Annotated in this window: 6 protein-coding genes; 3 read left to right on the top strand and 3 right to left on the bottom strand. The window is 49.0% G+C overall.

The features are described from left to right. Positions 1–160: 160 nt before the first annotated feature. Positions 161–1,471, top strand: a complete 1,311-nt coding sequence (locus ACJMM9_RS11005) for a M23 family metallopeptidase (RefSeq protein WP_405326765.1) — start codon at positions 161–163, stop codon at positions 1,469–1,471. 5 nt (positions 1,472–1,476) lie between these two features. On the opposite strand, the gene ACJMM9_RS11000 is transcribed toward ACJMM9_RS11005, so the two are convergent. The 3 genes from ACJMM9_RS11000 to ACJMM9_RS10990 all read right to left on the bottom strand — a co-directional run bounded on the left by ACJMM9_RS11000 (position 1,477) and on the right by ACJMM9_RS10990 (position 5,023). Continuing rightward, positions 1,477–2,766: a S41 family peptidase gene (locus tag ACJMM9_RS11000; RefSeq protein WP_405326762.1), complete on the bottom strand. Its 1,290-nt coding sequence runs from the start codon at positions 2,764–2,766 to the stop codon at positions 1,477–1,479. A gap of 50 nt (positions 2,767–2,816) precedes the next feature. Further along, positions 2,817–4,145, bottom strand: a complete 1,329-nt coding sequence (locus tag ACJMM9_RS10995; RefSeq protein ID WP_405326760.1) for a S41 family peptidase — start codon at positions 4,143–4,145, stop codon at positions 2,817–2,819. A 125-nt stretch (positions 4,146–4,270) separates the two neighbouring features. Continuing rightward, the gene (locus ACJMM9_RS10990) at positions 4,271–5,023 is read right to left on the bottom strand and encodes a leucine-rich repeat domain-containing protein (protein ID WP_405326757.1); all 753 of its coding nucleotides are present in this window, start codon (positions 5,021–5,023) and stop codon (positions 4,271–4,273) included. A 253-nt stretch (positions 5,024–5,276) separates the two neighbouring features. Here ACJMM9_RS10990 and ACJMM9_RS10985 point away from each other — a divergent pair, with 253 nt between their 5' ends. Together ACJMM9_RS10985 and sprA are read left to right on the top strand one after the other, a co-directional pair. Then, on the top strand, positions 5,277–7,169 hold the full coding sequence (locus tag ACJMM9_RS10985) for an AIPR family protein (protein WP_088640366.1): 1,893 nt from the start codon (positions 5,277–5,279) through the stop codon (positions 7,167–7,169). Between the two features lie 178 nt (positions 7,170–7,347). After that, positions 7,348–14,460, top strand: coding sequence for a cell surface protein SprA (gene sprA / locus ACJMM9_RS10980; RefSeq protein WP_405326753.1), 7,113 nt, complete (start codon positions 7,348–7,350; stop codon positions 14,458–14,460). Position 14,461: the final 1 nt, after the last annotated feature.

The raw sequence follows: 14,461 nt of genomic DNA, 5'->3' as shown, positions 1-14,461 counted from the left end.
CTTGAAATTGAATGCCTCGCGCCTACCCGCGCGGGGTATTTTTTTTGCCCTGTCATTTTTGCTTTTTTGTCACCCCGGACGTGTTCCGGGGCGGGATTCCCATCTCGTTGGTGGTCTAAAAATTTTATCTTTGCTTTTGAAATTTTAAGAGCGGGTGTTTATGTCCAGAATTTTCTTTTTATTGTGCGCTGTTGCTATAGCACTTACCGGATGTAACGAACAGAAAAAAATTGATGCGCTGATGCAAGAAAATGCGAGGCTTGAAGCTTCGGCTGATTCTTTAAGGGCTTTGATTGCCGAAGCGCAGGGTGCAACTTCTAAGTGGCTTGTGAAGAACGATACCGTTCGCGCTGGTGATGGGCTTTTCCAGGTGCTTTACCGCATGAACATCAACGAAAAGGAACGCGGCAAGATTGTTATTGCCTTGCAGGACTCTGTTGAATTGTCGGCTCTCCGCGTAGGGCAGGTCTTCTATGTGGCTCTTGATTCCGCTGGCGATGTCCAGCGTTTCCGCTTTGCGCCGAACCCGGCGACGGTCCACATGTTGAGCAAGGTTGAATCTGGATTTGCCTATAGCCGTATAGACAAGCCCGTGTCGGTTCGCCAGTCTGTTTTTGAAGGCGCTCTTGAAGCGGGGAGTACCCTGAACGGGATTCTCTATAAGGTGGGAATTCCGGGGCGCATGGTGGGGGTCGTGAGTGGCATTTTGCAGTGCAAGGTGTCCTTCCAGCTTGCACGTCCGGGAGACAAGTTCCGCATCTTGCTCGAAGAAAAGTTCTACCAGGATTCCATCTGGATTAGCGGCAAGGTCCTCTATGCTGAATTTAACGGCCATACGGTTGGCCATCATGAAGCGTTCCGCTACGAAGACCCGGATCCGAAGAGTACGTTTAACGCCCACTACACTGAAAAGGGCGAAGCTCTCGTTTTTGAAGGTCTCCGTTACCCGCTCGACCGTTTGCACATCACAAGTCCCTACGGTGCCCGCATCCATCCGATTACGGGCCGTCGCACGGTGCATCACGGAATCGACTACGGTAGCCCCAAGGGTTCGCCGGTTTACGCTGTTGCTGCCGGTGTTGTGACTGTTTCTGGTTATGACGACTTGAGCGGTAACAAAATTGCTATCCGCCATAGGGACAATTCCGAAAGCTGGTATATGCACCTTTCTGTGCGAGGCGTCAATGTTGGTGCTAAGGTAGCGCCGCGTCAGGTAATCGGTAAGGTTGGTTCTACGGGCCGCAGCACAGGGCCGCATTTGCACTTGGGCTTCAAGGACAATCGTGGCAACTGGATGAATCCTGCAAAGAAGACCATGATTGCGACTCCGAAGCTTGAAGGTGCGCGCCTCGCTCGCCTCAAAAAGCAAGTGGCTGATATCCGCAAGGAAATCGAGCTTACGCTTGCTTCTCCTGCGGTCAAGGCGAACGATTCTACGGATGTCCTCGTTCGCATGCGTGTATTGAAATAATTTACCTATTCAAACTTCTTTCTGTACTCTTCCGGTAAGAGATAGAATCCAGGCATTGTATCCTGCGCGACCGCTTGCTTTGCGAAGTGGCCCGTATTGGTCTTGCCATAGCCGGCAATTCGCTTGAATTTCATGTCTTTGGCAAGCTCTGCGGCTGTTGCGAGTACTAAGTCATTGTCCTGGATGGAAAAGTCTGGCTCGATTCCATACTTGTGGTAGCTATTACGGTCTTTGTCAATGACCTTCATGCTGGTGATCGATGCTATAGAAAATGATGGTGTAATCCAGCGTGTTTGCCCAATGCCTTTTCCGTATGAGACTGTACCAACAATGGGATACTTTTTGTTCGATACGACTCCTGCAATCATGAGTTCCGAGCAGCTGGCTGTATTGTTGTTGGACAGGAATACGAAATAGCGGTCTTTGGCGATTCCGTCGGCGGTGTTGATTTCGAATGTCGTGTCGAAAGCTTGCTTTTTGCGGATTGTATCTGCTTTTGTCTCGATGATTCCAATAGCGGTGTCGCCTTTTGATAGGAGCGCTCTGGTCATTGCTTTGCACTGGTCGCCGTCTCCTCCGCCGTTGTCCCGCAAGTCTATAATTGTAGCTTTGTATTTCTCTGTTTCGCGGAGGTACTGGACAAATTCTCCGTATGTGCCGGAATCATTAGAAGTATTGGCGACAAACTCGGATATTTTAATGACTGGTATGGAGTCGTAGAATGAAAGTTCAACGGTCGGAGAAAGGTAAGAATCGATGACGACAGGTATTGTAATCCGAGTAGAGTCGCGCTTGATGGTGTAGGTAATTGTCTCGCCCTTAGTGGCAACGGCGAGCCTTCTAAAGACGGTCTCGTTTGTTGGGGCGACACCTTCGATTTCGACAATCTCGTCGCCTGCTCTTAAGCCGGCTCTGTCGGCTGGAGAATTCTTGGTAACCTTCTGAATAATAAACTTGTCTGGAAATGCAAGAGAGTCTAGCCTAAATCCTGCGCCAGTGAGTTCGTCGGATTGCCTTAAACTGTTTAACAAGCTGTATGCTCGTGATGCGTCTACATAGTATGTGAAATTGTCGTTCATCATGGCATACATGTAGTAAAGGTCGTAATAGTCCCAGGGAATTTCCTTTTCGTACATTTTCTGCATATCGACTTTATCGACATAGTCCTGCGGTTCCCCCAGATATTTATCCTGGTCTACATAGTAATAATAGAGAAGCCTGTAGTTGTACTGAAATTCTCTAGATGTGTTTTGAAGAGTCTTTTTATCCGACGATGAAACTCCGTTGTCGGACACGCATGCTGTAAAAAACAAGCAAAAAACAGAAAGCGAAATTATCGCGTAATTTAAAAAAGCGAATTTTTGAATGCCTTTAGATAAGTGCTTTCGTTGTTCCATTCTATAGCTCCTCCCTCTAAATTCGGGCTGGTGTTATAATATACAAAATGGTTAGCTTGTTTAGCAAGGACTTTGTTGAGGTTGGGAATCTTGGCTCCGTAGAGCTTGTTTGCAACTTGTGCGGCGCAATTTTCGCTCGGGCTTCCTTCGCAATCGTATTTCGGCTTGATCCCGATGCCGTGATAGGAATTGCCTTTGGGGGTTAGAAATTCAAGGTCGGTGATTGTCGCAAGTCCGCCTGCAAATGTGCTGTAGTTGGTTTGCCCGATGCCTTTCCCGTAGGTCTTTTCTCCGACAAGCGGAATGTCGGTCGTTTCGGTGACGGCGGCAATGAATATCTCGGCGCAGCTTGCGGAACCTCGGTTTGCAAGAATTAGGTATTTCCCGGTTTCTCCCGGGTCGCCTGCTTTTGCCTTTGTTGTTGAAGAATAGTATTGGGATTCACCGTCGGCTGTTAATGCTCGCCAGTTCCTTGATGAAAGTGTTCCCTCTTTTACAAAAAGGTCTGCCATCGCAATGCACTGGTTGACGTGCCCGCCAGGGTTGTTGCGCAAGTCGAGAACGCGTACGCGTTTGTCGGATGCGGTTGAGTCCAGATATGCCTTAAGTTCTCCGTAAGATCCATTCTTCTGGTCGGCCGTTGTTGGCTTAAATCCTTCGATTGTGATAAATACGATGCCCGGGGTGCCGTTTGCGGAATCAACGAACAACGTATCGACGAAGACCGTTGGCGCGTAGAGGGTTTCTTTTGTGAGATTATATAAGGTGCTTGTGTCGTCATGTTCTACAAGCAAGTCAATCGTTTTACTGTAGCTTAGAATGGAGTCGTAGGTGGCCTTTGCCTTTTCCCCGGTAAGTTCAATGTCGTTTGCGCTGATGATTTTCCCAAATCTTGGAACTCCGGCCCTTGCTGCCGGGCTGTTGGGATATACCCGAGTGATGATGATGGGGTGTTCTAAGTTCGTGTTGCTGTAGTAGCGCATCCCGATATCGCCACCGACAATCTTGCTCGTGTTGATGGCGGTAATCGCATCATCGCTTTTGGATGGCGGTGTATATCGCGTGTAGGGGTCTACTAGTGTCCGATAAAGGACCTGGACTGAATCCCCGTCTTCGGGCAGGTTTGCAAGTTCATCTTCGTACAGATAAACTTTTTGCAGGAGCCAGTAATTGAACGAGTATTCCGTTGGTTTGGGAGTACTCTCGACTGGATGGATAAAGTCGGAACAACCGAGCAAGCTCAAGAGTGTAGCAGCTAGAATTATTCGGAGAAACATGACTTTATCCTTTGATCGTTTGACTTTGGGTTGCTCCTAAAAAGGAGATTCCCGGTCTATGCCGGGAATGACAATTCGATATTTCGTGATTTCAAAATTCCTAATTCCGAAATCCTAATTCCGAATTACTGATCGATGCTCAGTCCTTTCTTGTCGAGGAGCACACGCGGGATGCCGCCTTCGAGCGGGTTCTCGATCACGGAGATGGTCTGGAGACTTTCGCATTCGGCAAGGCTTTCCGGGAGGGAGGCAAGCTGGTTTGCGTCGAGCACGAGTTCGCGGAGGCTCTTCAGGTTGCTGAATTCCGACGGAATGGCGCCCAGGCGGTTACCGGAAATCATGAGGATTTCGAGGTTCTCGAGGTGCGAGAGCGTTGCCGGGATGGTTGTCAGTTCGTTATTGTCGAGGTAGAGCTTCACGAGGCTCTTCATCTTGCCGATGGTCGGCGGAATTTCGGAGAGCATGTTGTCGTGGAGCGAGAGCTTGACCACTTTCTGCCAGTTGCCGACTTCGAGCGGCAGGTCCAGGAGCTGGTTTTTCGCGATGTTTACCGTCTGGAGGTTCACGAGCTTGCCTACAGATTCTGGAAGGTCCGACAGGCTGTTGTAACCGAGGTAGAGGTTTTCAAGTTTTGTAAGTTCTCCGATGGATTCCGGCAGTTCCATGAGATCGTTTTCACTCACGGAGAGGCTCTTCAGGTTTTTGAGGAGACCGATGTCATCGGGAATCTCGACGAGCAAGTTGCGGTCAAGGTTGAGTTCCTCGAGGGATTCAATTTCAAAGAGTTCCGGGGGCAACAGGCGCAGCCCTTTCTGGGAAAGGTCGAGCGTCTTTGCTTTTTCAGCTTTAGCTTTGGCAATAACATCTAGTAAATTCATAAAAAGCTCCTAATGTTTAAATCATAGCTTTTTTGTCCGAAAAAACGTAAAGTTGGCAAAAAAAAATGTAAAAAATGAGAATTTTGCACATCTGGGCACCTAAAATTTGCTAGATTAGAAAAAAAAATCAAATGTTTTATCTTTTTTGCACGCAAATATTATGATTTGAAACTATTTTTAAGGAGCAAATTACGAATATTCCAATATATAATAATATTGTATATTGGTTTTCAGTGTAATTATTGAGGAAAAAATGGAACTAACAAAATCGCAGGAACGCCGCTTAGCATTTGTCGCTAGCCTCTTGAGCTTGAACCCTAACGACCCAAACGATAGAATCAAGGCACTCCGGCATCTGAACCTAGATGAAAATGGATGCTTCCACGGCTTCCAGTATTCACAGGGCTTCATGGAATTTTTCATCTTCCTGGACGAAGATACTCCGCTCGAAAAGGTCGTTGCTCATTTGAATGCAGACCTGAAACAGCTCCAGATTGCAGTGTTCCGCACAAGCGATCCTACAAATCCGTTCTTCCTCTCGCTCCGCGAAGAGGCTGACCCGTGGGCCGTCAACAAGATTTCTGACGAAGAAGCTGAAGAAGATGTTGATGCTCCGGCAAGCCGTCCGTACATGGAAACGCTCGAAATTACTGTGCTCCGCACTCGTGCAAGCCGCGACATCACGGACTCCGAACTCGAACGTACCCTCAAGGACATGCGCAGAAAGCTCACGCTCTGGAAGGCTGATGTCAAGGCAAAGCTCGAAATCATTGCCGAACATGACGACCTTACCCGCGACTTCCGCAGCGCAGACGACAAGCTTGAAATCGAGATGGATTCCGAACCGCTCCACCTCACATCGGACCACGGCGAGCTTTTCCTCGGCTTCTGCCCGATCCGCACGATTTTTGACTACCACGTTGCCCTTGGTAAGCGCCTCAAGACCAAGCACAACATGGCTATTGTAAGCTCTAACATCCGTACTTACCTCGGTAACCTCACGCATACGAACGCCGCTCTTATCGATGCCTTCCAGACCATGGAAAGGAATGACGACAAGAACGTGAACGTCGATGACTTCCCGTTCCTCCACAACGGTATGACCCTCACGGGTGACGACCTGCGCCTCAAGGAACGCGATGGCAAGAAGGTGCTTTTCATTGAACGCCCGAAGATCATCAACGGTGCCCAGTCCCTCTTCACGTACGAACAGTATGCCAAGAAGAGCAAGCACCCGGTGAATCCGCAGGTGCTCGTGAAGGTCGTTGTGCCGTACCAGGGCGCCGACAACTTCTTGAACCAGGTGACCATGGCTAACAACCGCCAGAACCCGGTGTTCAGCTACCATCTGCGTGCTGCTGACGACCTGCAGTTCTTCATCTGGCAGCGTTACCAGGAAGAAGGCTTTACCTACGTTTACAAGGACGGTGTCCGCCTCAAGGCCCGTACCCGTAAGCTCGAAGTCCGCATGCGCCCGGAACTTGCAAAGACCCTCTTCATGATGGATGGCAAGCTCAGCGAATGCCGCTCCAGCGACTGCATCTTCGACAAGGAAACGCTCTACCAGCGCTGCTTCGGTGCGTTTGTTCGCGTCGCCCCTGAAAAGGAAAAGGATTTTGTCCGTAAGACCATCGCCTTCACGAAGGCATGGCAGCTCCTTAGCCGTCTCCCGATCAAGATCCGCAAGGTTACTCCGGGTAAGGGCGTGTCTATCGAAGCTAACGACGATAACCCGCTGACCCGTATCACGTGGAATGGCCGCCTTGAAGACAAGTTTATCTTCCGCAGTGCCGTGAAGGACCTCGTGGTCGCTCTCGCACTCCGTCACTGGCTCATCTACGGCAATCCGATCCAGGATTTCGAATGGCTCGTCGAAAACGAACTCAACTTCAACGATTCCATCCTCAAGTACGCCTCCCGCATCTACACGGACGACTTGAAGAACATCTTGATTTCTGAATTCAAGGACAACACGGCCTACTACGATACCATCACGACAATCGACAAGGATTCCGGTGAATCTGTGGAACGTCGCCTGTGGAAGGGCTTCTCCAACACGGCTACTTACGACAAGATGATCGATCTCTTGTGCAAAAAGAACCCGGCTTGGGAAAAGTGCCGCGGTGGCATTGAAGTATTCCTCTAGTTTATCCTTTAAATAGGGGCTAGAAGCCGATTTTGAAGCGCTCACGTTAAATGTGGGCGCTTCTTTTTTTCTATGTTATCGGTGTTAATTTTTAATGTCCCGTTTTTGTATTTTGTGACCGTTGCGTTTTAGAAAGTTTTTTAAATCCGCCCTTTGGGGCTTTGCTGCATGCAGCTTTGTGGCTGTGGGTTCCGTCTGGTCTCAGGACGGAACGCTTAGCTCGTATGAATCTCTTTTTGACGATGAGCTTTTCCAGGATGTGCCTGCCCCGAAGTCTTCGTCTCAACCGACTGTGGCGGTTTCGTCTGCGGTGATGTCGTCGTCGTCCGTGGCGATCGCTTCTAGTGCAGCGGAGCTTTCTTCAAGTGTTGTGCTTCCGGCTTCGAGTTCTGCGGTTCCTGCTTCGTCTTCGGCGAAACAGTTGTCTAGTGCGGCTGAGTCTTCTTCGTCGATTAAAGTCGAATATTCTTCTGCGGTTGAGTTGTCGTCGTCTTCGACGGCGCCTGCACCTACCAAGCAGCCGACAGTCCAGGAATCGCGCCCGCTTGCACAAAATCCTTCCGTGGCGGAACCCGCATCCGAAGGGCCGGCAGATGCTTGGACTCCTGCGATCAAGTATATGCCTGTTCCCAAGTCCACTTCTCCGTTAGACGGCCTGCTCCCGCTAGGTGGCATTGGAATGCGTCCGGGGTTGATGAATGCCTCGAAGGGACAAGTCTTTACGCATGATATTGACGTAGCGACTCGTGAAATCGATGTGACCGAAAAGCGCGTGAATACGGTTTCCCGTACGGATACGACAGTGCTTTGGACATCGCACTATCCCGAACTTGCGGATTATGTTTCGGACATGTACGATGTGGGGCGCAAGCGTCTTTGGCTCAATGGCCTTGTGGGTCAGAACGATGGCGGTTACGAAGCTCCGGAGACGGGGTCCGTCTTTGACATTACGATCCCGGTGAACATGCCTGCCTGGATGAAGGACTTCGGCTTCAATAAGCCTAAGCTCATGCTCAAGGGTACGATGGATGTCCGTCTTAAAGGGTATGGCGAAAAGGATGATGCCGAGGGTAGCACCAAGACAAGCCTTTGGCCGTCTCCGTCTTTGGACTACAATCCGAGCTTCATGGTTGAAGGTAAGATTGGTCCGTACATCACGGTTGAAATCAAGAATGTCGATGAAGGTCTCGGTTCGCAGAACGAAGTCCGTGTTGTTTATGAGGAGTCGTTCAAGGGCGAATTTGAAGATTACATCTTGCAGCGTGTTGAAGCTGGTACCACGAACCTCTCGCTTACGGGTACTGAATTTACGGGTTACTCCGAAAACCACCAGGGCCTTTTTGGTATCAAGGCGGACTGGAAACTCGGCGACTGGAAGCTCACGACGATTGCATCCCAGGATGGCGGCGAACAGGAAGAATATTCCATCAAGGCCAATGAATCGACGACCGAATTCCAGGTGACCGATAAGCAGTTTGTTGCATACCGCTACTACTTCTTGAACCACGATGTGAGGAACGCTTACATTGATGCTACTGTCAAAAAAGGTTCCATCAATTATCCGGTATCCGATCTGAAATTGTACAAGAGAAGTGCGTTGAATGAATCGGACAACGTGTTCAAGAATATTTCGGTCGTTTATAAGACTCCGCAGGGTGTGCCAATTACAAAGACTGTTGACCGCATGGTGGAAATTCCACGTTCGGACTATAAGTATGATCCTAAGACGGGTGTCCTGAAGATTAACGGTGTTAATCGCAATACCCTTATTGCCGCAAACTATAGCAGCGAGAATGAACAGCGCAAGGGTAAGGACTTGCGCAATGGCGGCGAAGCTGTCCTTATCCAGTGGGATGCAACGCTCAGTGAACTCAAGGATATTGATAAATTGATGCTCCGCAATGTTTATGCCATCGGCATTTCGGATGCAAGCGCGAACAGCTTTGTTCTTCGCATGAAAAACAAGTCGGGCATCTCTGGAACTTATCTGAAAACTCTTGGCCTTGCCGATGAAAATGACGGTACTCCTTTAGTAAACGATGCTACGATTTTTAAGAAGGATTCTTCGGGCAGCTATACTGGTGAAATGTGGTTGCCCTGTAGGCCGTGGACGGATTCTATTTATAGCGGACATGCCAACGCTGTGGAACTTGCCAAGAAAAACTGTCTTGAACCGTTGCGCAACCTGGATTCTTCGGCGGCTGTGAATCAGCTTTATACCTTGCCGGTCTATAACTTGAACCGTTACACGAGCCAGTTCTACTTTGAATCTGTCGGTAAGCGCCGCAATTCCATGATTAGTGTACGTGACCCGAATTCGAGCTACTCTGTGAACAGCGGAAGCTGCATGGATATCTCTCCGGGATCTGAAAAGGTGACTGCCGGTTCTACGACGCTTATCCGTGGAACGGACTACGAAGTCAACTATGAACTTGGCCAGATTGAACTTTTGAGTGAACGCGCCCTTGACCCGAATAAGGAAATCAAGGTCAAGTTTGAATGTGAACCGATGTTCGAAGTCGATAACAAGCTTCTTCTCGGTGCCCGTGCGGAATTGCCTCTGGATCTTTATGGTTTTGGTTCAGGTTCGGTGTTCGGTGTTACCGCACTTTATAAGAGCCAGAGCACAACGGCTGAAGTTCCGACGCTTGGCAACGAACCTTATTCCAGCTTCCTCTGGGGCTTCAACGTCCGCTTGCAGGATTCTGTGCAGGCTCTTACGGACTTGGTGAACGCTATTCCGGGAATCCAGACGACAGTCGCTTCGAACTGGCGCGTTGAAGCGGAATTCGCGGGTAGCCGTCATAACGCCAATACGAGCAAGACTCGGACCGCCCTTGTGGAAGATTTTGAATCGACTTCGACTGGCCTTGTTTATCCGTTGTCTAGACTTTCATGGTACCAGGCATCTCCTCCGGGTGGCGATACCCTGGATTCTAGAACCTACATCGAAAGTCAGGATTACAAGCACCAGGGTGAATTTATCTGGCATAGCAACAATACGGAACTTTACAAGTACATTTATGACAACGTCGGTAACTCCGATGTCGATAATCAGCATTTGACAGTCCTTAAGATGACTCTTCGTCCGAATGACAACCTTATGGGAAATTCTTGGGGCGGTATCATGCGCCCGAACAGCTCGTACTACCATGATATGAGCGAAATGAAGTACATTGAGGTTGTCGCCCGCGGTAATTCGGGTTCCATCTTCATTGACTTGGGCCTTGTGAGTGAAGACCTTTCTATCAATGGTGAAGCGCCTAATGGTCGTTATGATGGCGAAAACCAGATTGGTATGACGACAGCCCAGCATGACCGTGGCCTTGATGGTAAGACCGGTGCTGATGAAACTAGAATAGAATGGGATTGCCGTGTTGCCGGTTGTAAGGGCAAGGAATATAACCAGGGAAATGTCGATCCTTCGACTAGGGACATTGCAGGGGATAACTTCAAGGACTTTGACGATGAGAGCGACCCGCCGAAGAGCATTAACGGAACGGAAGGTAACCTGGGTGAACGTGCGTATGATACCGAAGATATCAACAAGAATGGTTCCCTTGATACCGATATTAGCTTTGTCCGTTACCGCATTGACTTGACGGATACGTCATCGTTGTATGTGGATAAGCTGAAGAATGGCTGGCGCAGGTGGCGTATTCCTCTGAACCAGTACGATACAATTGTATCTCCGACGGGGAACAGCTACAAGGAAATTCTTTCGGAAGCCCAGTATACGCGTATGTGGCTTGGCAGGCTGAGTCCGGGTGTTTCCGAAGCGAAGGTGCAGATCGTAAGTCTTGGCGTCTTGGGTAACGCCTGGGAAGAAACTACGGTTGCCGATTTCTATCGTACTTCTACGAATGAAAATTCGCAGATTGTCGAAGTTAATGGTGCTGAAAATCGAATCAGCGAATCTGTTTCGACGCATGATACGACATATGTCAAGGTTTCCACGATCAATAACCGTGAAAATGCAAAAACGTATTACAAGTCCCCGAATACGGTGACGGAACGCGATGCCGATTCTAATGCCCCGCTCAAGGAAACGGCGCTTGTACTGGATTACCACAATATGAATCCAGGCCAGGAAGTTGGCGTGACTCGAATTTTTGATACGGACACGAAAAACTTCTCGTCGTACAAGTCCCTGAAAATGGAAATTCACTATGTGAACGGCGCAAAGACCGATAAGGTTCCTGTGCGTTTTGCCATGCAGTTTGGTGAAGGTTCGATTGACGGTTCGAAGGACTATTACGAATGGAGCTTCCGTCCGAAGGCTTTGCGTTACGACTGTTCCCGTGAAGAAGATTGCCACGAGCAGAACTGGCTTGACAACGCCTTTGCAATGAACTTGTCTGATTTCTCGGATCTCAAGCGTGGACGCCACCCGCCGTATTTGGAACCTGTTGTCAAGAAGCTTGATGGCGATCGCGAAGAAGTCATTCGCCTGGTCGGTAACCCGTCGATTACCAAGGTCGATTGGATGCGCTTTGTGATTATCGCCGATTCATCGGCTTCACCCAGTGACCTCAAGGGTACATTCTGGGTCAATGACCTCCGCCTTTCTGACATGGATACGGAATGGGGTTATGCAGCCCGTGTGAATGCCCAGGTGAACCTTGCTGATTTCATTTCGCTTTCTGGCGCTGTGCGCTACCAGGACGGCGACTTCGCGACACTTTCCAATTCTGGACGCTCCCCGAAGCCGGATCTTGCAACGGCTGCATCGCAGCTTGACGTTTCGGCGGACATCTCGATTGCCCTGAACAAGTTCCTGAACGATTCTCTGGGATTCCATATTCCGATGTCGTTTGGATACCATAGCACGACAAAGCGCCCGTACATGAAGCCTACGGATGACATGATGCTTAAGAAGAGCAGCTTTGTGGACCTTACTGGAGACATGTTCCAGAGCGATCTCGCCGTGAAGTCGGACAAGGAAGAAAACGCGCTGCGTGACAGTGCGGAATCTAAGGGCTATGAATCTTATGAACAGGACTTGAGCTTTAGCGTTAGCTACCATAAGGATTACAAGGCCAGTGAAACGAAGCTTGGAGAATTCTTCTCGCAGGCATTCCTGGAACGTCCGGCCCTTAGCTATTCTTACCACCAGACCGAAGGTCGCGCAACGACAGCGTCGGACTCTACTTATTCGTACCACACGATGCTCGAATATAAGCTGGGTACGTTTAGCATGTTTAAGTTCAAGCCGTTCGAAGGGCTTGCAAAGTATTCCTGGTTGAAGGATATTGCAAAGACGGAGTTTGAGCCGTGGCCGCAAACTTTCGACTTGACGCTCTTTGACTTTAACTATGTGCGCTATGTGAACCAGACCCGCGATCCGGACTTTGTGGAACCGCAGGTGGACAAGGTCGTGACCTACACCGCAGAACTCAACCATAAGCTGAATTTGCGCTGGAATATTCTTTCGTTCTTGACGACAAGCTATTCTGTCAATATCAAGCGTGACATGTTTGGCGGCGGTGACCGTGAAGCTTTCACAAAGGAAAACTTCTTTACGTTCTCCGAGGGCGGTCTTTTTGCAAGCGGCTACATTTTTGACCATGACCATTCTGATAGAAAGGTTTATGTCTCTCGTGACAGCCTTGTAGTTTTCCCGGTCGATACGATTGCAAAGACGGATGCAAATGGCAAGCCGCTTGCTATTGACATGCAGAATCCGGATTCTTATGAAATTCGTTACGATACGACGGCCTTCTACAAGGTGGATAGCGTCGGACATCGCGAATATGGCCGTGCTTACGGAATTTTGCGCAATGAACGTTCAAGAAATCAGCAGTTCAGGTTGACCTTTAATCCCAAGCTGATTCCTTTCATCCCGTTCAATATGCAGTTCTCGTCTGACTTTAACCAGCAGAAGACCATTCCGAATGACTTCAGTTTCAAGGATCCTTCAAATATTGAGAAGAATTACTGGACGATTTCGCAGACGAACCGTTTCGAGTTTACTCCGGCCCTTAAGATTATGGATCTTGCCAATTTGTTTGGAAAGGAAAATGCGGTTGCTGGATTCTTTGACAAGCTGAAGTGGCGTGAAATCAAATTCAACTGGAACGCAAGTACCAATACCATCGGTGAAAACTTTACGCTTGCCCAGCTGTATGAAGAACAGGGTGTGACTCCGTTCCAGTATTATCTTTACGGCCTTGGACTTGGCGATGGCCATGGCGGTCGTGGCCTCTGGAATATCATGACGGGTAACATGGGACTTACCGATCGTGGTGATTATACCGGCTTTGCTCAGTATCGGAACAAGCATGTGGATACTCTTGTCTATCAGGGCAGTTTCCGCAACTCGGTGTCTCGTTCGTTGCAGATCAACACGGGCCTCACTTTGCCGATCTGGGATATTTCCTTGACGACGGATTTCCAGTGGAAGGAGGACTTCTCGCAGTCTCGTGAATACCCGCTGTACATTGACACGACGACGACTCTTCCGAAATTTGGCATCGGTATTTCAATTCCGAATATTTCCCAGAAGGTGTCGTTCCTCAATGACTTCCGCAGTGTGAGCTTGAATAGCCGCTTTGATTATTCCCGTACTGTGGTTAGGCGTCCGTTCCAGAGTGCCGAAGATTCTTGGGCCAGGGTCTGGAACTTTAACCCGCTTATTCGAGTTTCGATTCTTACTCAGAATAATTTGCGTATCGAAAATAGCGTCCGTATGAAAATCGAATCGACAGACCGCCGTCCGAAGCAGGAAGTAATTTCGAATCCGTGCTGGCTGCCTGATGATCCTGAACGCGAAGACTGTTCTGATACGACGAAGTACTTCCTTGAAACACCGTGGATGCCGACCGCGCTTTACAACGACTTTGGTATCAACATCGGTGATGATTTCTCGATTTCGTACCCGCTCAAGCTTGACAAGGGATTCCAGCTTTGGAAATGGTTCTTTAAGCTTAAGAACGATATCGACCTGAAGCTTACGGCCGGTTATGATTACAAGAAGACCATTCGCAAGGAATATGAACCTGTGAACGGCTACGAGATGACGAACAAGGAATCCGGTACGGATGGAATCTATAAGCAGTGGGGCGTTGATTTTACTGCTTATAAGCCGAAACTGGAACTTAACTACCGCACGGTTCCGTCGAGAACGCATGAATGGTTTATCCGTCCGAGTGCATCTTACACGTTCAACAAGATGGCTTCGCTGAGTTCGTACATCGAGTACAGGCAGATTTATGAAAAGCTGGATGACGAAACGGCTCACATGCGTCAGATCCTCCAGTTCGAACTTGCTTTGATGTTGCGTTTTGACTAGG

The organism is Fibrobacter sp. (assembly GCF_045112255.1).
Taxonomy (GTDB): Bacteria; Fibrobacterota; Fibrobacteria; order Fibrobacterales; family Fibrobacteraceae; genus Fibrobacter.
Note: the sequence above shows the minus strand (reverse complement) of the source record. Positions and strands in the feature narration are given on the sequence as shown.

Bases quoted from the DNA above. Each gene is read 5' to 3' on its own strand.
- ACJMM9_RS11005 (WP_405326765.1), top strand. From the start codon at position 161: ATGTCCAGAATTTTCTTTTTATTGTGCGCTGTTGCTATAGCACTTACC.
- ACJMM9_RS10995 (WP_405326760.1), bottom strand. From the start codon at position 4,145: ATGTTTCTCCGAATAATTCTAGCTGCTACACTCTTGAGCTTGCTCGGT.
- ACJMM9_RS10990 (WP_405326757.1), bottom strand. From the start codon at position 5,023: ATGAATTTACTAGATGTTATTGCCAAAGCTAAAGCTGAAAAAGCAAAG.
- ACJMM9_RS10985 (WP_088640366.1), top strand. From the start codon at position 5,277: ATGGAACTAACAAAATCGCAGGAACGCCGCTTAGCATTTGTCGCTAGC.